Genomic DNA, 18,546 nt, shown 5'->3' with positions numbered 1-18,546 from the left:
CTACCTCAGCTTCAGGGTGGCAAGGCCGAACAGCACGAGAATCACGGTGATGATCCAGAATCGGACGATCACGCGTGGCTCGGGCCAGCCCTTGAGTTCAAAGTGGTGATGGATCGGCGCCATGCGAAACACCCGGCGACCGGTCAGCTTGAAGGACGCAACCTGGATCACCACCGACAGGGTTTCCATCACGAACACGCCGCCCATGATGAACAACACGATTTCCTGGCGCACGATCACTGCGATGGTGCCCAGGGCTGCGCCCAGCGCCAATGCGCCGACGTCGCCCATGAACACTTGCGCCGGGTAGGTGTTGAACCACAGGAAGCCCAGGCCGGCACCAATCAGCGCGCCGCAGAACACAATCAGTTCACCCGCGCCCGGGACATAAGGGATCAGCAGGTATTCGGCAAATTTCACGTTACCTGACAGGTAGCAGAAGATCCCCAGGGCACCGCCGACCATCACGGTCGGCATGATCGCCAGGCCGTCGAGGCCGTCGGTCAGGTTGACGGCGTTGCTGGAGCCAACGATCACGAAGTAGGTCAGGACGATGAAGCCGGCACCCAGCGGAATGCTGTAGTCCTTGAGCATCGGCAGGATCAGGGTGGTTTCCACCGGGCTGGCGGCAGTCATATAAAGGAAGATCGCCGCGCCCAGGCCAAACACCGACTGCCAGAAGTACTTCCAGCGGCTCGGCAAGCCACGGGAGTTCTTCTCGATGACTTTGCGGTAGTCGTCGACCCAGCCGATGGCGCCGAACAGCAGGGTCACCAGGAGCACAACCCAGACATAACGGTTGGTCAGGTCGGCCCACAGCAGGGTGCTGACGCCGATGGCGGACAGGATCAGCGCGCCACCCATGGTTGGGGTGCCGGACTTGGACAGGTGCGATTGCGGCCCGTCGTTACGCACCGATTGACCGATCTGACGATTCTGCAGGGTGCGGATCATCCAAGGCCCGAAGCACAGCGACAGCGACAGCGCGGTCAGTACACCCAGAATCCCGCGCAGGGTCAGGTACTGGAAGACCGCGAAGCCTTTGTAGAACTGTTGCAGATACTCCGCTAGCAGCAGCAGCATTAATGTTTCTCCCCGCTCGAACCGCACAGAGCCGCAACGATGTTTTCCATCGCCGCGCTGCGCGAGCCCTTGATCAAAATAGTGGTGTTTGTATCGTGTTCGGCGCCCAGCGCCGCAATCAGGTCGGCCTGGGTGGCAAAGTGACGAGCCTGCTCACCGAAAGCGGCAACGGCATGCGCCATCAACGGCCCCACGGCGTAAAGTGCAGAAACCTTGCCGCTGGCATACGCGCCAACTTCGCGGTGCCCCTGCTCCGCCCACTCGCCCAACTCGCCGATATCTCCGAGCACCAGGACGGTGCGGCCGGAAAAGCCGGCAAGTATATCAACCGCCGCGCACATGGAGGTGGGGTTTGCGTTGTAAGAATCATCAATGACGCGCATGCCATTGCTCGCCAGCTGCGCCACCGCGCGTCCCTTGACCGGTTGCACGGCGTTCAGGCCGGTGACGATGCCGAACAGCGACACCCCGAGGGCATGGGCGGCCGCGGCGGCGGCCAGGGCATTGGCCACGTTGTGGGTGCCCAGCAGGTTCAACTGGACGTGTTCGACACCCAGTGGACTGTGCAGTTTGAAGGATGGGCAACCCCGTGCGTCGCGATCCAGGTCGCTGGCATGGAAGTCGGCCTGGCTATCGAGCAGGGCGAAGGTGAGCACCTGGCGACCGGCTGCGCGGGCCTTCCAGATAGCGAAGGCCTTGTCGTCCAGGTTCAATACGGCGACGCCATCGGCGTCCAGCCCTTCGAGAATTTCACCCTTGGCCTCGACGATTTTTTCCGGCCCACCGAACTCACCGACGTGGGCGGTCCCGGCGTTGTTGAGTACGGCCACGTGGGGCTTGGTCATGGCCACGGTGTAGGCGATTTCGCCGATCCGCGAAGCACCCAGCTCGATCACCGCGGCACTGTGTTCGGCCGCCAGTTCCAGCAGAGTCAGGGGCACACCGAGGTCGTTGTTCAGGTTGCCACGGGTCGCCAGTACGGGGCCGCGGGTGCGCAGGATGCTCGCGAGCATTTCCTTGACCGTGGTCTTGCCGCTGGAGCCGGTGATCGCCGCGACCGGCTTGGTAAAGGCCGCACGGTTCAGGGCACCCAGTTGACCCAGGGCCTGACGCGTGTCCTTGACCAGCAGTTGCGGCAAGGTGGCGTTGGCGACTTCGCGCTCGACCAGGGCGGCGACCGCACCTTTGCCGGCCACTTCATTGAGGTAGTCATGGCCGTCGAAACGCGGACCGGCCAGGGCCACGAACAACTGGCCCGGCACGATGGCCCGGCTGTCGATGCTCACGCCCTCGAAGCGGCTGTCGGTGCTGACCAGACGGCCACCCAGTGGACCCGCCACTTCGCTCAGTTGCAGGGCCTTAAGCATGGGTCACCTCCCAGGCGGTCAAGGCCCGATCGGCCTCCACCAGGTCAGAGAAGGCATGGCGTTGGCCATTGATTTCCTGATAGTCCTCGTGACCTTTGCCGGCCAGGACGATCACGTCATCGGCGCTGGCGCCAGCAACAATTTCGGCTATCGCCTGGCCACGGCCGGCGACAAAACGCACGTTATCCACAGCACTGAAACCGGCGCGGATGTCGTCGAAAATCTGCAGCGGGTCTTCTGTGCGTGGGTTGTCGTCGGTCACCAGCACGCCATCGGCCAGGCGCTCGACCACTTCGGCCATCAGCGGACGCTTGCCCCGATCGCGATCGCCGCCGCAGCCGAACAGGCACAACAACTGGCCCTTGGCGTGTGGACGCAGGGCCATCAGGACTTTTTCCAGGGCATCGGGGGTATGGGCGTAGTCGACCACCACTAACGGCTGGGTGCCACCGCCCAGGCGCTGCATGCGACCGGCCGGGCCTTCGAGCTTGGGCAGCACACGGAGGATTTCGTCCAGCGCATAGTCCAGGCCGAGCAAGGCGCCGACCGCGGCCAGCACGTTGCTCAGGTTGAAGCGACCGAGCAGGGTGCTGCGCAAATGGTGTTCGCCCTGAGGGGTCACCAGCGTGGCGCGCACGCCCTCGTCGTCGAACTGCGCTTCGCGGCAATAGAGGTAGGCGCTGGCGTCTTCCAGGCTGTAGGTGATCAGCCGCGATTCGCCCTTGTCAGCGGCCAGTTGCCGACCGAATTCGTCGTCGAGGTTGACCACCCGGCACTTCAGGTCGCTCCAGGCGAACAGCTTGGCCTTGGCTTCACCGTAGGCCTGCATGGTGCCGTGGTAGTCCAGGTGATCGCGGGACAGGTTGGTCATCACCGCCACGTCGAAGGCCAGCGCACTCACGCGCCCCTGATCCAGGCCGTGGGAAGAGACTTCCATTGCCACCGCCTTGGCACCGGCCTTTTTCAGGTCGGCCAGGGTGGCTTGCATGTCGATCGGGTTGGGCGTGGTGTGCAGGCCGCTTTGCAGCGCGCCGTAGAAGCCACTGCCCAGGGTGCCGACAATGCCGCAGTGCTGGCCGAGCAAGTCGAGGGCCTGGGCAATCAGCTGGGTCACGCTGGTTTTGCCGTTGGTGCCGGTGACACCGACCAGGTTCAGATGACGGCTCGGTTCGCCGTAGAAGCGCCCGGCGATGTCCGACAGTTGCACGGCCAGGCCTTTGACCGGGATCAGCGGTACATCGGTAATCGGCAGGACGGTCGCCCCTTCGACTTCATAGGCCACTGCTGCCGCACCGCGTTGCAGGGCATCGGCGATATGCGCACGACCATCGAACTTGCCGCCCGGCACGGCCAGGAACAGGTCCCCGGCGCGCACATTGCGGCTGTCCAGGGCCAGTTCGCGAATCAACAGATCGCGGCCGGCATGGGCGAAAATCTTGTTCAGGCTCAGAGACATCAGCCGCGCCCTCCGTTGGCTTTGAGTGGGATCGCCGGGGTGGCATTGGCTTGTTGGGTCGGCGGCAGGTTGTCCGGCGAGATGTTCATCAGGCGCAGGGTGCCCGACATCACTTTGCTGAACACCGGGGCAGAGACCAGACCACCGAAGTAGCCGGCCTTGCTTGGCTCATCGATCACCACCACGATGGCAAAACGCGGGTCGCTCATCGGGCCGAAACCGGCAAACAGCGAGCGGTAAGAGTTGACGGCGTAGCCCTTGAGGCCCGCGGAAGTCTTACGTGCAGTACCGGACTTGCCGGCCACGTGATAGGCCGGAACCTGCGCGCGGAATACCCCGCGCGGAGCCTCGATCACCTGCTGCAGCATGCCCTGCATGGTCTTGGCGACGTCTTCCGGAATCACCTGGGTGGTTTGCGGCAGCTTGTCGGTCTTGACCAGGGTCAGCGGCGCGATGCGCCCGTTGTTGGCCAAGGCAGAAAAGGCGTGGACCAACTGGATCGCGGTCACCGAAAGACCGTAGCCGTACGACAGCGTAGCCGTCTCGGCCTTGCGCCATTCACGGTAGTTGGGCAGGTTGCCGACGCGCTCGCCCGGGAAGCCCAGGCCGGTGTCCTGGCCCAGGCCGATTTTCTGAGCCAGGCGGAAAATAGTCTCGCCGCCAATATCGAAGGCGATCTTGCTCATGCCCACGTTACTGGAGTTGATCAGGATGCCGGTGAGGTCGAGCACCGGGCCTTCGCTCTTGGACACGTCACGAATGGTGTACTTGCCCAGTTGCAGGGTGCCCGGATAGACCTCGACCCGGTCGCTCGGCTTCCAGCGCCCGGTTTCCAGGGCGGCACTCATGGAGATGGCCTTCATGGTCGAGCCCGGCTCGAACACGTCGATCATTGCGCGGTTACGCATCATCGCCGGCTGCAGGTTGCGACGGTTGTTCGGGTTGTAGGTCGGCTGGTTGACCATGGCCAGGATCTCGCCGGACTTGACGTCCATGATCACCAGGCTGCCGGCCTTGGCACCGTTCTCGATGATCGCGTTGCGCAGTTCGCGGTTGGCCAGGTATTGCAGGCGCAGGTCAATCGACAACGCCAAGGGCTTGCCGGCCTTGGCGTTTTTGGTGACCTGGACATCTTTGATCAGTCTGCCGCGCCGATCCTTGATGACCTGGCGCTTACCGGGGACCCCGGCCAGCCATTCGTCATAGGCCAGTTCCACGCCTTCGCGGCCATGGTCGTCGATATCGGTAAAGCCGACCATGTGGGCGGTCACTTCCCCGGCTGGGTAGAAGCGCCGGAACTCTTCGATGCCGTAGACGCCCGGTACTTTAAGGTCGAGCACCACCTGGCCTTGCTCCGGCGTCAGGCCGCGCACCAGGTAGATGAATTCTTTGTTGGCCTGGGCTTCCAGGCGCTCGGCCAGCGCACGCGGGTCCTGGCCCAGGGCGGCAGCCAGGGCCGGCCAGCGGTCCTTGGCGCTCTGCATTTCCTTGGCGTTGGCCCACAGGGTGGTGACCGGAGTACTGACCGCCAGGGGTTCGCCGTTGCGATCGGTGATCAGGCCACGGTGTGCGGGGATCGGGATGTGCCGCACACTGCGCGCGTCACCCTGCCCCTTGAGGAAGGCACGATCGACCACTTGCAGGTCAATGATGCGCCAGGCAATCGCCGCCACCATGATCCCGAGCAAGCCCACGACCAAGCGAAACCGCCACGGAAAGAGTGCCCCCTCGAGTTTCATCATGGCGCCACCATCCGCACTTCTGCCGCGCCGGGAATGCGCATTTTCAGTTGTTCGGTGGCCAGCACTTCAATACGGCTGTGGGCGGTCCAGGTGCTCTGCTCGAGAATCAGCCGCCCCCACTCCGCCTGCGCCTTGTCGCGCACACTCAACTCGCCGTACAGCGAGTTGAGCAGTTGCCGGTTCCAGTGGGCGCTGTAGGACACCGCGATCGCGGAAACCAGCACGCCGATAAACAGCAGCAGCATGATAAAGCTGCCGCCTGGAAGAGGCTTGGCGAAAAGCTTGCTCACCGCAGCTTCTCCGCGACACGCATGACAGCGCTACGGGAACGTGGGTTGGCTTTGAGTTCGGCTTCGCCGGCGAACTGCGCTTTGCCATGGACTTTGATTTTCGGCACAAAGGCTTCGAAACGTACCGGCAGATTGCGCGGCAGGTTGTCGGTTTCACCCTTGACCAGCTTGCGCATGAACAGTTTGACGATGCGATCTTCCAGCGAGTGGAAGCTGATTACCACCAGGCGGCCGCCGATTTCCAGCGCTTCAAGCGCTGCTTCAAGGCCGGCTTCGAGGTCGCCCAGTTCATTGTTGACGTGAATACGCAGGCCCTGGAAGGCACGGGTAGCCGGGTTCTTGCCCTTTTCCCACGCTGGATTGGCGACTTTCAGCACTTCTGCCAGGTCACCGGTGCGTTCGAACGGCTTGATGTCGCGGCGCTCAGCCACAGCACGGGCCATACGCCCGGAGAAACGCTCTTCGCCATACTCCTTGAACACCCGGGCGATTTCTTCGACCGGCGCGGTGTTGACGAATTCGGCAGCACTGATCCCGCGGGACGGATCCATGCGCATGTCCAGGGGACCATCATTGAGGAAACTGAAGCCACGCTCAGGGTCGTCGAGTTGAGGCGACGACACGCCCAGGTCGAGCAGCACGCCGCTGACCTTGCCCGCCAGACCGCGCTCGGCAACTTCCGAACCCAGCTCGGCAAAGCTGCGCTGTACAACGACAAAGCGGCCGTCTTCGGCCGCTAGCGTTTGCCCGGTGGCAATCGCTTGAGGATCTTTGTCAAACCCCAGCAACCGGCCATCAGGACCGAGCTGGCTGAGTATCAGGCGGCTGTGGCCGCCGCGCCCGAACGTGCCATCGAGATAGCAACCATCAGGGCGTACGGCGAGAGCCTCGACGGCTTCGTCAAGCAGTACGGTGATGTGGTTAAAGCCGCTATCAATAGTCACAGGATCAAATCACGCAGTTCATCAGGCATGGCGCCCGGTTGTTGAATAGCAGCCAGGTCAGCAGCAGACACTGCATCCCAGGCATCCTCGTCCCACAATTGGAACTTGTTCAGTTGGCCTACCAACATCGCGCGTTTATCCAACTTGGCATATTCACGCAGACGCGGCGGAACCAGAAAACGACCACTGCCGTCGAGTTCAAGGTCGACGGCATTACCAATCAGCAAACGTTGCAGACGACGGTTCTCTTCGCGAAGCGAAGGCAGTGCGCGCAGTTTGGTTTCAATCAGCTCCCACTCATCGAGGGGGTAAACACACAAACAAGGATCAACCGCATCAATGGTCACGATCAGTTGCCCGGAACTACGCGAAACCAACTCGTCGCGGTACCGGCTCGGCATAGCGAGACGGCCCTTTGCATCGAGACTGATAGCGTTAGCTCCGCGAAACACGTCAGCGTTTCTCCAAATTCTAGCGTTTTACGCTCAAAAAACCCACTTCATGCCACTTTCCGCCACTTGCGCACACTATAGGAATGCGCCCACCGCACCGTCAAGGCGCGCAGTAAAGGAAAACCCTTACAGATCGGAGATTTAGCGGTACAAAAGAAGGGGTTACGAGTATTTGGCGGATGACTGAGCTCAATAACTTGAAGCAGCGCAGGAGGCTACGTTCAGAAGTTAAAGTAATTTGTTAAGAGTAAGATTTTTTCGGTATTACAAAAGCGCTTCTGCTATTGATTCAGCAGGGTGGGTAATTGCTACTACACGCGCGCCTCTACAAGGGGGTCAAACGGGATGGTGGCATATCGATATTAAGTGACGCCCGCCGGCAACATGCAGCGGGCGGCCAACCGATAATACCAAGCCCCTGTGCCGGTGATTCAAGCACAAAAGCGAAAAAAGGTGGAGAGTCGATCTGTAAGCCGGGTTCTGTCTTGAACAGTCATTCGTCTACGATGGCCATCACTGGACACCTTTAGCAACCTACCCGGTCCCAGCGCGGGCCACGCCTTGGGACCCTATTTGGTCTTGCTCCAAGTGGGGTTTACCTAGCCACGAACTGTTGCCAGTCGTGCGGTGCGCTCTTACCGCACCTTTTCACCCTTACCGGCACCGAAGTGCTTAGGCGGTTATTTTCTGTGGCACTTTCCGTAGGCTCACGCCTCCCAGGCATTACCTGGCACTTCGCCCTATGGAGCCCGGACTTTCCTCCCCCCCCTAATTTTCATAGAGGGCAGCGACTGTCCAATCGACTCTCCGCCGCGAAGGTTAACGGCACAGCGCCCGAAGAACAAGCAATAAAAGCCTTTTGCCGCTCTGCAGGCCCCGTTTTTACTCGCCCTTCTGCTTTTCCAGGGCGACTTGATAGAGCACATTCTTGCGTTCACCGGTAATTTGCGCCGCCAACGCCGCGGCACGCTTGAGCGGCATCTCCTCGAGCAACAGGTTGAGGATGCGCATGGCCTCGCTGCTGACCGCCTCCTCTGTCTCTGGCGCGGTCCAGCCCGCCACCAGCACTACACACTCGCCACGCTGCTGATTGCTGTCGCTCTCGACAAACCCACGCAGCTCGGCCAGGGGCAGGCCCTTGAGGGTCTCGAAGGTCTTGGTCAGCTCGCGCGCCAGCAAGGCTGGCCGCTCAGGACCGAACACCAGCTCCATGTCCTGCAGGCATTCGAGGATCCGGTGAGGCGCCTCATAGAAGATCAGGGTCCGCGGCTCTTCCTTTATGGATTCCAGGCGCGCGCGCCGGCCAACGGCCTTGGCCGGCAGGAAACCTTCGAAGATAAAGCGGTCGGACGGCAGCCCCGCGGCCGACAGTGCGGCGATCAGCGCGCACGCCCCGGGAACCGGGACTACATTGATACCGGCAGCACGTGCCTGGCGCACCAGGTGATAACCCGGATCGGAAATCAGCGGGGTGCCAGCATCGGAGATCAACGCAACATTGTCACCGGCCAGCAACCGCGTGATGAAGCGACTGCCTTCGTCGCGCTCGTTGTGTTCGTGACAGGCTGCCAGGGGCGTAGCGATGCCGAAATGTTGCAGCAAGCGCAAGGAGTGACGCGTGTCTTCGGCAGCGATCAACGCCACTTCACGCAAGATTTTCAGCGCGCGGGCACTGATGTCATCCAGGTTGCCGATGGGCGTCGCCACCACATAAAGCGAGCCAGCAGCGGAATTCAAAGCACCTGGAGCAGTCAAAGCGCACACCTCATGATCGGTAAAAGCGCCATTGTAGCGCGTAGAAGCCCGCTGGATGCGCACCACTGTCATCAGGTCGCACTACCTTTTCGTGAGTCCGGCAACATTTACACGACCTAAATTGCACGATTCACGCCAGTAACATCGCGCCCCGGCCAGTGCTTGGGTACAATTCCACGCTAATTTGATCGAGTATCAGGAACACTTACATGATCGCTTGCCTGCGGCTGTTCACTGCCCTCTGCCTCGCTGCCCTGTTGGCGGCTTGCGCCAGCTCGCCCTCGTCCAGCCTTGGCGACCTTCCACGGACGGCCGATGCCAGTATCGAGCAACTGCTCGAACAGGCGGCCACCAGCACCAATCCGGAAAAGGCTGCCCTGCTGCGCCTGAGCGCGGCCGACCTGGCCTATCGCCAGGGTAACGCCGGCCAATCCGCACAAATCCTGCAACAGGTTCCGCTGGAAACGCTCAAACCGGGCCAGCAGGTCTTTGCCAGCACCCTGGCCGCCGAACTGGCGATGACCCGCAACCAGCCCAAGGCAGCACTGACTGCCCTGAACCACCCAAGCCTGCAACGCCTGAGCGAATTGCCGGACGAGCAACAGGTCCGCACCGGCACCGTACGTGCCCGCGCCCTCGAAGCCGATGGCCAGACGCTGGCCGCCGCCCGTGAGCGGATCGCCATCGCGCCGATGCTCGAAGGCGAAGCCGCGAACAAGAACCACGAGGCGATCTGGGCGCTCATTGCCTCGCTGCCCACCGATCAACTGCAACCGATCACCGACGATGTGCTCGGTGGCTGGATGAGCCTGGCCGTGGCGGTAAAAACCGCCGGCACCCTGGAACTGCAACAGGCCGCCATCGACAACTGGAAGGCCCAGCACCCGAAACACCCGGCTGCCCTGCAGTTGCCACTGCCACTGACCCAACTCAAGCAACTGGCCAGCCAGCCGCTGGGCAAGATCGGCCTGCTGCTGCCTCAGGAAGGCCCGCTGGCCTCGGTGGCCAAGGCCCTGCGCGAAGGCTTCATGGCTGCTCACTACCAGGCCCAACAGGCCGGCCAGAACCCTCCGGCCATCGAGTTCTATGACAGCTCGCGCCTGACCTCGCTGGACGACTTCTACCGCAAGGCCCAAGCCGACGGCGTGCAACTGGTGGTCGGCCCGCTGGAGAAACCCCTGGTCAAGCAACTCAACGCCCGCCCTCAGTTGCCGATTACCACCCTGGCGCTGAACTACAGCGAAGGCGAGCAAGGTCCGGCCCAACTGTTCCAGTTCGGTCTGGCGGCCGAGGATGAGGCGCGTGAAGTGTCCCGTCGTGCACGTGCCGACGGCCTGCATCGTGCTGCGGTGCTGGTACCCAAAGGCGAATGGGGCGACCGCGTCCTCAAGGCCTTCAGCCAGGACTGGCAAGCCAATGGCGGCACCATCATCGGCGTTGAACGTGTAGATCAGCCGGTGCAACTGGCCCAGCAGATCGCCGACCTGTTCCAGCTGCGCCAGAGCGAAGGTCGCGCCAAGAGCCTGCAAAGCACTGTAGGCTCGCAGATCGCGGCACAACCATCGCGTCGCCAGGACATCGAGTTCATCTTCCTCGCCTCGACCCCGCAACAGGCGCAACAGATCAAGCCCACGCTGAACTTCCAGTACGCCGGTGACGTGCCGGTCTACGCCACTTCCCACGTGTACAGCGCCAGTGGCGACCAGAACCAGTACAACGACATGAACGGCGTGCGCTTCTGCGAAACACCGTGGCTGCTCAACACCAGCGACCCACTGCGCCAGCAAGTGACCGCACAATGGCCACAAGCCAGCAGCAGCCTGGGTCGGCTGTACGCCATGGGCGTCGACGCTTACCGCCTGGCCCCACGCCTGGGTCAACTCAAGGCCCTGCCGGACAGCACCATTGAAGGCCAGTCGGGCAACCTGAGCATGAGCCCGACGCAACGGGTTCAACGCCAACTGCCTTGGGCACAGTTCGTCAACGGCCAGGTCCAACGCCTGCCGGACACCCCGCGCTAATGCCCGACAGGTCACGCCAGCAAAGCGGTCGAGATGCTGAAAGCCAGGCGCTCCAGCATCTCCAGCAACAGGGACTGCGCCTGCTGGCGCAGAACTGGTTGTGTAAACGCGGCGAGCTTGATCTGGTCATGCTTGACGGCGATACAGTAGTATTCGTCGAAGTCCGCTACAGACAAAACACCCAATGGGGTGGCGCGCTCGGCAGTATCGATGCGCGCAAGCGTCAAAAACTGATCCTCGCCGCGCAGTATTTCCTGCAGAGCGAGTCACGCTGGGCCGACTCCCCCTGCCGTTTTGATGTGGTTGCCATAGACAGCACCGCTGCGCATCTGAACTGGCTACGGAATGCCTTTGACAGCTGACCGCTCTCGGGCAGGACCGTTTTTCACCCAACACTTTTGCTCTTTGCTTTGCGGGCCGCACATTGCTGTGCCACCAGGCCGCGCCACTTAAGGTCACACAGATGGACATGCAATCCCGAATTCGCCAGCTTTTTCAGGCCAGTATCGATACCAAGCAACAGGCGATGGACGTACTTGCACCGCACATCGAGCAAGCCAGCCAAGTGATGGTCAACGCCCTGCTCAACGAAGGCAAAATGCTCTCATGCGGCAACGGCGGTTCGGCCGGTGACGCACAGCACTTCTCCTCCGAGCTGCTCAACCGCTTCGAACGCGAACGCCCCAGCCTGCCGGCCATCGCCCTGACCACCGACAGCTCGACGATCACCTCGATCGCCAACGATTACAGCTACAACGAAATCTTCTCCAAACAGATCCGCGCCCTGGGCCAACCCGGCGACGTCCTGCTGGCGATTTCCACCAGCGGCAACTCGGCCAACATAATTCAAGCGATCCAGGCCGCACATGATCGCGAAATGATTGTCGTAGCATTGACCGGTCGCGATGGCGGCGGCATGGCGTCGCTGCTGTTGCCCGAAGACGTGGAGATTCGCGTACCGGCCAACGTCACCGCACGCATTCAGGAAGTTCACCTGCTGGCGATCCACTGCCTCTGTGACTTGATCGACAGCCAATTGTTCGGGAGTGAAGAATGACCCCTAATCGCCTAGGCCTACTGGCCCTGACCCTGTGCCTCGGCATCAGCGGATGCACCTCGGTGGTGACCGCCAGCCGTGAAAGCCCCATCCAGGATGACCGTGGCACCCGCACCTTCGGTAGCAAGATCGACGACTCGTTGATCGAAACCAAGGTCGGCGTGAACGTGGCCAAGGCCAACCCGGACCTGGACACCCAATCGCACATCGTCGTCACCAGCTTCAATGGCGTGGTGCTGCTGGCCGGGCAAACGCCCCGCGCCGACCTCAAGGCCCAGGCCGAGCAGGCTGCTGCCGCTGTGCAGCGGGTCAAGACGGTGCACAACGAACTGCAGATCATGCAGCCCTCGTCACTGCTGGCGCGCAACAACGACGCCTGGCTGACCACCAAGATCAAGACTCAGATGCTCACCGACGCCAGCATTCCCGGCTCGCGCATCAAGGTCGTGACCGAAAACGGCATCGTCTACCTGCTGGGCCTGCTGACGAAGCAGGAAGCGGCCCAGGCTACCAACCTGGTGCAGGGCGTTTCCGGGGTGCAGAAGATCGTGAAGCTGTTTGAGTACATTGACTGACACCCCTCTGCAGGAGCACGGCTGCGATGGCGCCTTTGAAAACGCCATCGTGGGCAAGCCCGGCTCCTACAGCAATAAAAAAGGCGATCCTTTCGCAGACTGTGTGAAAACACAGCCTGCCAAGGTCAAAAACAAATGCCCCGACTTGTCGGGGCATTTGCTTTTCTAACAGGCGGCACGAAAAAAGGGCCTTTCAGCCCATCAATGCCATCAACTGATGGGTGCCCATCACCTTGATCGCTCTTTTCAGGTTATAGGCCTGCACTGCCAGTGCCATTTCGGCTCTGGCGCCTTTCAGCTGTCGCAGCAAGAACCGGCCATTGCCAAATAGCCATTGCTTGAGATTGCCGAAGGGGTGTTCGACGATGGATCGCCGGCTGACCATCATCTCGGGGCGGGCCTGCATTCGCAGCTCCATCCGCTCGAAAGCGGCTTCATGAGCATGGCGAGTGAGATAACGGCGGCTCGCCAGCAATCAGGCCGGCGTGTCGGCAAAACTGAACAAAGGCGCGGCAGGTGGCGCTGACACTCAGCCTCGAGTCGTCGCGATGAGCGAATCCGCTGGAAATAGCCGTACAGGTAGAGTTTGAGCAGATCGGCAGGATCGTACGAAGGACGTCCCGTGGCCTTGGGTCTGGCTTTGTCGAAGCCCAACTGCTCAAAATCCAGAAGGGAAATGCAGGCCTCGATCACCCGAACCAGATGGTCATCGGGGATAAGTTCGTCCAGCGAAAGTGGAAACAGCGCGCTCTGGGAGCGGTCTTCACCTTGGATATAGCGCGCAAACAAAATGCCCGTATCTTGCGATACGGGCATTTTGTTTAACCGGCCGGCAGATTGCTAGGTTTTCACACAGTCTGCGCGGGTCGCCTTTTTTATTACTTCACCACCTTCAAGCTTGGCCGCCCACTCGGACGCGGCGGCTCGTTGTCGGGTGGCGGCAGATCGTCTTCGGGCTCGAACTCTTCCTCGCCCTCTACCGGCGACTCCAGGTCAAACACCATACCCTGGCCGTTCTCCCGGGCGTAAATGCCCAGGATCGCAGCGATAGGCACGTACAGGGTGTGCGGCACACCACCGAAGCGACCTTCAAAGCTCACTGCATCGTTATCCATGTGCAGATGACGCACGGCAGCGGGCGAAACGTTCAGGACAATCTGTCCATCACTGGCAAAACCTTGTGGCACCTGCACCGAAGGAAACTCGGAGTTGACCAGCATGTGCGGGGTGCAATCGTTATCGACAATCCACTCATAGAGCGCACGGACGAGATAAGGACGACTGGAGTTCATAGCGGCTCCTTAAGCCTTAGCGCATATCGCGTTCAACACCAGACAGACTCGCCTGGAATGCCTCACGCGCAAACTGGCGCTCCATATAATCAAGCAGCGGCTTGGCCGGCCGCGGCAGTTCAATACCCAGAATCGGCAAACGCCAGAGTATGGGCAGTAGGCAGCAATCGACCAGGCTTTGTTCCTCACTGAGGAAAAACGGCTTGTCGGCGAACAGCGGCGAGACACCCGTGAGGCTTTCTCGCAGCTCTTTGCGTGCCTGCACGCGCGCTGGCTCCTTGGTCCGTGAATCCAGGATCAAATCCACCAGGCCACACCAATCACGCTGGATGCGATGGATCAGCAGGCGGCTATTGGCCCGCGCCACAGGATACACCGGCAGCAAAGGTGGATGGGGATAACGCTCATCCAGGTATTCCATCACCACGGTCGACTCCCACAACGCCAGGTCACGATCGACCAGGGTGGGCAAGCTGCCGTAAGGGTTCACTTCGATCAGTTTTGGCGGCTGACGGCCCGCCTCCACACTGATGATCTCGGCGCTGACACCCTTCTCTGCCAGTACGATTCGCACTCGGTGGGAATAGTGGTCGGCGGGGTCGGAGTAACAGGCCAACCGGTTGGTCACGCCCATGGCGGTCCTCCTCGCTTGTTGAAATTATTGAAAGCGGAAAAACGAGCGCGCCCAGAGGGCGTCTCCCGTAACGCCTGGATAACCAGACCCGCTACGTTTACAGAGACGCCCTTGGGCGCGCGCGATTAACAGCAAATGCTTGAAGCTAGATCAATGCACATCTTTCCAGTATTCGCGCTTGAGCAAGTAAGCGAATACGAAGAAGAACGCCAGGTACAACAGTACGTAGGTACCGATGCGCTGATGCTCCAGCTTAACCGGGTTAGCCGAGTAAGCGAGGAAGGTTACCAGATTCTTGACCTTCTCATCGAACTGCTCTTCGGTCAGGGCACCGGACTTCGGCACGATGGTCAACTGATCGCACGCTTCATGAGTCAGCGGCGTACCGGTCAGCGGATCATATTGCTTCTTGCCGTCTTCGACGATCTGCACCTGTTTGCAGCCTACGACCTGGCGACCTTGCAGGCCGACCAGCACGTTGGGCATGCCGACGTTCGGGAACACCTTGTTGTTCACGCCCCAAGGACGCGACGGATCTTCGTAGAACGACTTCAGGTAGCCGTAGAGCCAGTCAGTGCCACGCACCCGCGCCACCAGGGTCAGGTCAGGCGGCGCAGCGCCGAACCAGGCCTTGGCGTCTGCCGGCTGCATGCCGATGTTCATGTGGTCGCCGATCTTGGCACCGGTGAACACCAGGTTCTTGAGCATCAGATCGTGGGGAATCCCCAGATCGTCGGCCACACGCTCATAGCGCTGGAACTTGGCACTGTGGCAACCCATGCAGTAGTTGGCGAAGGTACGTGCGCCATCTTGCATTGCTGCTTTATCGGAGACGTCGATCTCGACCTTTTCCAGCTCAGGACCGCCCGCAGTAGATGCGAACGAGAACACAGGCATAGCAGCAAGAATCAGTACAGCAAATAGCTTTTTCATCAGCCAGTCACCCTTTCCGGAACCGGTTTTGTCTTCTCGAGCCGGGTGTAGAACGGCATCAGAATGAAGTAGGCGAAGTACAGGAAGGTACATACCTGCGACAACAGCGTACGACCTGGCGTTGGCGCCAGAACACCCAACACGCCCAGGATCACGAACGAAATGCAGAACACCCAGAGCCAGATCTTGCTCATCCAGCCCTTGTAGCGCATGGATTTGACCGGGCTACGGTCAAGCCATGGCAGGACGAACAGCACGGCGATCGCGGCACCCATGGCGATAACGCCCAGGAGCTTGTCGGGAACGGCACGCAAGATCGCGTAGAACGGGGTGAAGTACCAGACCGGAGCAATGTGCTCTGGGGTCTTGAAGGCGTTCGCCACTTCGAAGTTCGGCTTCTCCAGGAAGTAACCGCCCATCTCCGGGAAGAAGAACACGATCGAGCAGAAGATGAACAGGAACACCACCACGCCGACGATATCTTTCACGGTGTAGTACGGGTGGAAGGCAATGCCATCCAGCGGTACGCCGTTTTCGTCTTTGTATTTCTTGATGTCGACGCCGTCCGGGTTGTTCGAACCGACTTCGTGCAGCGCCAGGACGTGCAGCACGACCAGGCCGAGAATAACGATCGGCAAGGCCACGACGTGCAAGGCGAAGAAGCGGTTCAGGGTAATCCCGGAAATCAGGTAGTCACCACGGATCCACTGGGTCAGGTCGTCGCCGATGACCGGGATCGCACCGAACAGCGAGATGATCACCTGGGCACCCCAGTAGGACATCTGGCCCCACGGCAGCAGGTAACCCATGAAGGCTTCCGCCATCAGGGCCAGGTAGATCAGCATGCCGAACACCCACACCAGCTCACGCGGCTTCTGGTACGAACCGTAGAGCAAGCCACGGAACATGTGCAGGTAGACCACGACGAAGAACGCCGAAGCGCCGGTGGAGTGCAGCAGACGCAGGATCGCGCCGTACTCGACGTCGCGCATGATGTACTCGACGGAGGCAAACGCCTCTTCCGCCGACGGGGTGTAGCTCATGGTCAGCCAGACACCGGTAACGATCTGGTTAACCAGAACCAGCAGTGCCAGGGAGCCAAAGAAGTAGAAGAAGTTGAAGTTCTTCGGAGCGTAATACTTGCTGAGATGGTCTTCCCACATTTTGGTCGCAGGAAAGCGCGCATCAACCCAATCCATGAACTTGCTCATCACGCGTTCTCCGTATCGACGCCGACGACAATGATGTCGTCCGACTCATAGGAATGCGGGGGAACTGGCAGGTTCAAAGGCGCAGGCTGCGATTTGAAGACACGGCCAGCCAGGTCGTAGTGGGAGCCATGGCAAGGGCAGAAGTAGCCGCCCACCCATTTTGGACCGAGGTCGGCCGGCGCCACTTCTGGACGGAAGGTCGGTGAACAGCCCAGGTGCGTGCAGATACCGATCAGCAGCAGCACTTCCGGCTTGATCGAACGCGTCTTGGGATCCACGTAGGTCGGTTGTACCGAGGCCTTGGAGTCCGGATCAGAGAGATCCCCCTCGATCTTCGTCAGGTTCCCCAGAATCTCCTGGGTGCGGCGGACGATGAATACCGGCTGACCGCGCCATTCGGCAATCATTTGCTGACCTGGCTCGATTTTGCTGACATTCACTTTCACCGGTGCACCTGCGGCTTTCGCCTTGGCACTGGGAAACCACGACCCCACGAACGGGACCGCAGCCCCCACCGCTCCTGCAGCACCCACCACGGATGTGGCTGCTACCAAGAAGCGACGCCGGCCTGTATTCACGCCGTCATTGCTCATCCAGTCCTCTCCCATCAGCTTTGTGGCCTGTTAAATCAGGCATCTACTAAGTAAAAATCTGAACTTATAAAAATTTTGCAGAATGGTAATGAAAAGCCCCAATTCTGACAAGGTAATTACCACCCGAGGGTACCGCCAAGCCTTGTAGTATAGGGCCTCTGCGGATGTGGCAAGTTGTCACACCAAAAATCATCGCCCATAAAAAACGCCCAGCTCCGCGAGGAGACTGGGCGCTTTGAACGCGAAAGCGAATTAACGCTTCGAGTACTGCGGACGCTTACGCGCTTTACGCAGACCAACTTTCTTACGTTCAACTTCACGCGCGTCACGGGTTACGAAGCCAGCTTTACGCAGTGCACCGCGCAGAGTTTCGTCGTAATCCATCAGAGCGCGAGTGATGCCGTGGCGGATTGCGCCAGCTTGACCACTTACACCACCACCGATCACGGTGACGTAGATGTCGAACTTCTCGACAGTCTCAGTCAATTCCAGCGGCTGACGAACTACCATGCGGGCAGTTTCGCGACCGAAGAAATTATCCAGCGAACGGTTGTTGATGGAGATGTTACCAGTGCCCGGACGCAGGAAAACGCGTGCGGTTGCGGTCTTGCGACGGCCAGTGCCGTAATTTTGAGTCGCCGACATAATGAACTATTCCGTTAAAACTTCAGTTCTTGGGGCTGCTGAGCAGTATGAGGGTGAACAGCGCCCGCATAGACTTTCAGCTTACGATACATGTCGCGACCCAGTGGGTTCTTAGGCAGCATGCCTTTAACCGCGGTCTCGATCACGCGCTCAGGGGCTTTAGCGATCAGCTTTTCGAAGTTGATCGACTTGATGCCGCCCGGGAAACCGGAGTGGGAGTAGTAGATTTTGTCGGTGGTTTTAGCACCGGTTACACGAATCTGCTCGGCATTGATAACGACGATGTAGTCGCCGGTGTCAACGTGAGGAGTGTACTCAGCTTTATGCTTGCCACGCAGACGGCTCGCGATTTCGGTGGCCAGACGACCCAGGGTCTGACCTGCAGCGTCGACGACAAACCAGTCGCGCTGTACTGTTTCCGGTTTAGCAGTAAAAGTTTTCATTCTTTATAGCCTCAGGGGCCGCCCTGTAAATTAGACGGCGGATCTTACTGAAT

Annotated in this window: 20 protein-coding genes, 1 other RNA gene and 1 pseudogene; 5 read left to right on the top strand and 17 right to left on the bottom strand. The window is 60.3% G+C overall.

Annotation, left to right across the window (positions count from 1 at the left end):
• The 9 genes from mraY to rsmI form a co-directional block, all read right to left on the bottom strand.
• Positions 1–1,083 carry a phospho-N-acetylmuramoyl-pentapeptide-transferase gene (gene mraY / locus Q1W70_RS15035; protein ID WP_095168940.1) on the bottom strand — a complete coding sequence of 361 codons (1,083 nt, stop codon included), beginning with the start codon at positions 1,081–1,083 and terminating at the stop codon, positions 1–3.
• A complete protein-coding gene (locus tag Q1W70_RS15030) occupies positions 1,083–2,450 on the bottom strand; it encodes a UDP-N-acetylmuramoyl-tripeptide--D-alanyl-D-alanine ligase (RefSeq protein WP_166589710.1) in 1,368 nt (455 codons plus the stop codon). The genes mraY and Q1W70_RS15030 overlap by 1 nt, the downstream gene beginning before the upstream one ends.
• Entirely contained in the window at positions 2,443–3,906 is a 1,464-nt protein-coding gene (locus tag Q1W70_RS15025; protein WP_166589711.1) for a UDP-N-acetylmuramoyl-L-alanyl-D-glutamate--2,6-diaminopimelate ligase, read from the bottom strand. Before Q1W70_RS15025 ends, Q1W70_RS15030 begins: the two co-directional genes overlap by 8 nt.
• Entirely contained in the window at positions 3,906–5,645 is a 1,740-nt protein-coding gene (locus tag Q1W70_RS15020) for a peptidoglycan D,D-transpeptidase FtsI family protein (RefSeq protein ID WP_178117370.1), read from the bottom strand. The genes Q1W70_RS15025 and Q1W70_RS15020 overlap by 1 nt, the downstream gene beginning before the upstream one ends.
• On the bottom strand, positions 5,645–5,938 hold the full coding sequence (gene ftsL, locus Q1W70_RS15015) for a cell division protein FtsL (protein WP_095168944.1): 294 nt from the start codon (positions 5,936–5,938) through the stop codon (positions 5,645–5,647). The genes Q1W70_RS15020 and ftsL overlap by 1 nt, the downstream gene beginning before the upstream one ends.
• Positions 5,935–6,882 carry a 16S rRNA (cytosine(1402)-N(4))-methyltransferase RsmH gene (gene rsmH, locus Q1W70_RS15010; protein WP_162530210.1) on the bottom strand — a complete coding sequence of 316 codons (948 nt, stop codon included), beginning with the start codon at positions 6,880–6,882 and terminating at the stop codon, positions 5,935–5,937. The genes ftsL and rsmH overlap by 4 nt, the downstream gene beginning before the upstream one ends.
• Positions 6,879–7,334 carry a division/cell wall cluster transcriptional repressor MraZ gene (gene mraZ, locus Q1W70_RS15005; protein WP_019693566.1) on the bottom strand — a complete coding sequence of 152 codons (456 nt, stop codon included), beginning with the start codon at positions 7,332–7,334 and terminating at the stop codon, positions 6,879–6,881. The genes rsmH and mraZ overlap by 4 nt, the downstream gene beginning before the upstream one ends.
• A 453-nt stretch (positions 7,335–7,787) precedes the next feature.
• Positions 7,788–8,141, bottom strand: an RNA gene (rnpB, locus tag Q1W70_RS15000) — RNase P RNA component class A.
• A 75-nt stretch (positions 8,142–8,216) separates the two neighbouring features.
• Complete coding sequence (gene rsmI, locus Q1W70_RS14995) at positions 8,217–9,089, bottom strand: 16S rRNA (cytidine(1402)-2'-O)-methyltransferase (protein ID WP_166589713.1); 873 nt, start codon at positions 9,087–9,089, stop codon at positions 8,217–8,219.
• Positions 9,090–9,298: 209 nt separating this feature from the next.
• Here rsmI and Q1W70_RS14990 point away from each other — a divergent pair, with 209 nt between their 5' ends.
• From Q1W70_RS14990 to Q1W70_RS14970, 5 genes are all read left to right on the top strand, one after another.
• The gene (locus tag Q1W70_RS14990) at positions 9,299–11,110 is read left to right on the top strand and encodes a penicillin-binding protein activator (protein ID WP_166589714.1); all 1,812 of its coding nucleotides are present in this window, start codon (positions 9,299–9,301) and stop codon (positions 11,108–11,110) included.
• Complete coding sequence (locus Q1W70_RS14985; protein ID WP_166589715.1) at positions 11,110–11,472, top strand: YraN family protein; 363 nt, start codon at positions 11,110–11,112, stop codon at positions 11,470–11,472. Before Q1W70_RS14990 ends, Q1W70_RS14985 begins: the two co-directional genes overlap by 1 nt.
• Before the next feature lie 101 nt (positions 11,473–11,573).
• Positions 11,574–12,167 (top strand): phosphoheptose isomerase, encoded by a 594-nt coding sequence (locus Q1W70_RS14980; protein ID WP_007904374.1) that lies wholly within the window; start codon positions 11,574–11,576, stop codon positions 12,165–12,167.
• Positions 12,164–12,742 (top strand): BON domain-containing protein, encoded by a 579-nt coding sequence (locus Q1W70_RS14975; RefSeq protein WP_166589716.1) that lies wholly within the window; start codon positions 12,164–12,166, stop codon positions 12,740–12,742. Before Q1W70_RS14980 ends, Q1W70_RS14975 begins: the two co-directional genes overlap by 4 nt.
• On the top strand, positions 12,726–12,911 hold the full coding sequence (locus Q1W70_RS14970; protein WP_185818420.1) for a hypothetical protein: 186 nt from the start codon (positions 12,726–12,728) through the stop codon (positions 12,909–12,911). The genes Q1W70_RS14975 and Q1W70_RS14970 overlap by 17 nt, the downstream gene beginning before the upstream one ends.
• Positions 12,912–12,935: 24 nt before the next feature.
• Here Q1W70_RS14970 and Q1W70_RS14965 read toward each other — a convergent pair.
• From Q1W70_RS14965 to rplM, 8 genes and pseudogenes are all read right to left on the bottom strand, one after another.
• Positions 12,936–13,558 (bottom strand): annotated as a pseudogene (locus tag Q1W70_RS14965) (transposase).
• 62 nt (positions 13,559–13,620) lie between these two features.
• Positions 13,621–14,034, bottom strand: coding sequence for a ClpXP protease specificity-enhancing factor (locus tag Q1W70_RS14960; RefSeq protein ID WP_166589717.1), 414 nt, complete (start codon positions 14,032–14,034; stop codon positions 13,621–13,623).
• A 16-nt stretch (positions 14,035–14,050) separates the two neighbouring features.
• The gene (locus tag Q1W70_RS14955; protein ID WP_095168949.1) at positions 14,051–14,668 is read right to left on the bottom strand and encodes a glutathione S-transferase N-terminal domain-containing protein; all 618 of its coding nucleotides are present in this window, start codon (positions 14,666–14,668) and stop codon (positions 14,051–14,053) included.
• Positions 14,669–14,818: 150 nt separating this feature from the next.
• Entirely contained in the window at positions 14,819–15,601 is a 783-nt protein-coding gene (locus Q1W70_RS14950) for a cytochrome c1 (protein ID WP_166589718.1), read from the bottom strand.
• Positions 15,601–16,812, bottom strand: coding sequence for a cytochrome b (locus Q1W70_RS14945; protein WP_166589719.1), 1,212 nt, complete (start codon positions 16,810–16,812; stop codon positions 15,601–15,603). The genes Q1W70_RS14950 and Q1W70_RS14945 overlap by 1 nt, the downstream gene beginning before the upstream one ends.
• On the bottom strand, positions 16,812–17,405 hold the full coding sequence (petA, locus tag Q1W70_RS14940; protein WP_095168952.1) for a ubiquinol-cytochrome c reductase iron-sulfur subunit: 594 nt from the start codon (positions 17,403–17,405) through the stop codon (positions 16,812–16,814). The genes Q1W70_RS14945 and petA overlap by 1 nt, the downstream gene beginning before the upstream one ends.
• Before the next feature lie 252 nt (positions 17,406–17,657).
• Positions 17,658–18,050 carry a 30S ribosomal protein S9 gene (rpsI, locus tag Q1W70_RS14935; protein WP_003205364.1) on the bottom strand — a complete coding sequence of 131 codons (393 nt, stop codon included), beginning with the start codon at positions 18,048–18,050 and terminating at the stop codon, positions 17,658–17,660.
• Between the two features lie 14 nt (positions 18,051–18,064).
• Positions 18,065–18,493, bottom strand: a complete 429-nt coding sequence (gene rplM / locus Q1W70_RS14930; RefSeq protein ID WP_007905295.1) for a 50S ribosomal protein L13 — start codon at positions 18,491–18,493, stop codon at positions 18,065–18,067.
• Between the last annotated feature and the right edge of the window lie 53 nt (positions 18,494–18,546).

The organism is Pseudomonas kielensis (assembly GCF_030505375.1).
Taxonomy (GTDB): Bacteria; Pseudomonadota; Gammaproteobacteria; order Pseudomonadales; family Pseudomonadaceae; genus Aquipseudomonas; species Aquipseudomonas kielensis.
The sequence above is the reverse complement of the archived record's forward strand: the minus strand, read 5'-3'. Positions and strand labels throughout refer to the sequence as shown.

What these genes read in the sequence shown, in the direction of transcription:
- mraY (WP_095168940.1), bottom strand. Translation starts at nt 1,083, where the DNA reads ATGCTGCTGCTGCTAGCGGAGTATCTGCAACAGTTCTACAAAGGCTTC.
- Q1W70_RS15030 (WP_166589710.1), bottom strand. Translation starts at nt 2,450, where the DNA reads ATGCTTAAGGCCCTGCAACTGAGCGAAGTGGCGGGTCCACTGGGTGGC.
- Q1W70_RS15025 (WP_166589711.1), bottom strand. Translation starts at nt 3,906, where the DNA reads ATGTCTCTGAGCCTGAACAAGATTTTCGCCCATGCCGGCCGCGATCTG.
- Q1W70_RS15020 (WP_178117370.1), bottom strand. Translation starts at nt 5,645, where the DNA reads ATGAAACTCGAGGGGGCACTCTTTCCGTGGCGGTTTCGCTTGGTCGTG.
- Q1W70_RS14990 (WP_166589714.1), top strand. Translation starts at nt 9,299, where the DNA reads ATGATCGCTTGCCTGCGGCTGTTCACTGCCCTCTGCCTCGCTGCCCTG.
- Q1W70_RS14985 (WP_166589715.1), top strand. Translation starts at nt 11,110, where the DNA reads ATGCCCGACAGGTCACGCCAGCAAAGCGGTCGAGATGCTGAAAGCCAG.
- Q1W70_RS14980 (WP_007904374.1), top strand. Translation starts at nt 11,574, where the DNA reads ATGGACATGCAATCCCGAATTCGCCAGCTTTTTCAGGCCAGTATCGAT.
- Q1W70_RS14975 (WP_166589716.1), top strand. Translation starts at nt 12,164, where the DNA reads ATGACCCCTAATCGCCTAGGCCTACTGGCCCTGACCCTGTGCCTCGGC.
- Q1W70_RS14960 (WP_166589717.1), bottom strand. Translation starts at nt 14,034, where the DNA reads ATGAACTCCAGTCGTCCTTATCTCGTCCGTGCGCTCTATGAGTGGATT.
- Q1W70_RS14955 (WP_095168949.1), bottom strand. Translation starts at nt 14,668, where the DNA reads ATGGGCGTGACCAACCGGTTGGCCTGTTACTCCGACCCCGCCGACCAC.
- Q1W70_RS14950 (WP_166589718.1), bottom strand. Translation starts at nt 15,601, where the DNA reads ATGAAAAAGCTATTTGCTGTACTGATTCTTGCTGCTATGCCTGTGTTC.
- Q1W70_RS14945 (WP_166589719.1), bottom strand. Translation starts at nt 16,812, where the DNA reads ATGAGCAAGTTCATGGATTGGGTTGATGCGCGCTTTCCTGCGACCAAA.
- petA (WP_095168952.1), bottom strand. Translation starts at nt 17,405, where the DNA reads ATGAGCAATGACGGCGTGAATACAGGCCGGCGTCGCTTCTTGGTAGCA.
- rpsI (WP_003205364.1), bottom strand. Translation starts at nt 18,050, where the DNA reads ATGTCGGCGACTCAAAATTACGGCACTGGCCGTCGCAAGACCGCAACC.
- rplM (WP_007905295.1), bottom strand. Translation starts at nt 18,493, where the DNA reads ATGAAAACTTTTACTGCTAAACCGGAAACAGTACAGCGCGACTGGTTT.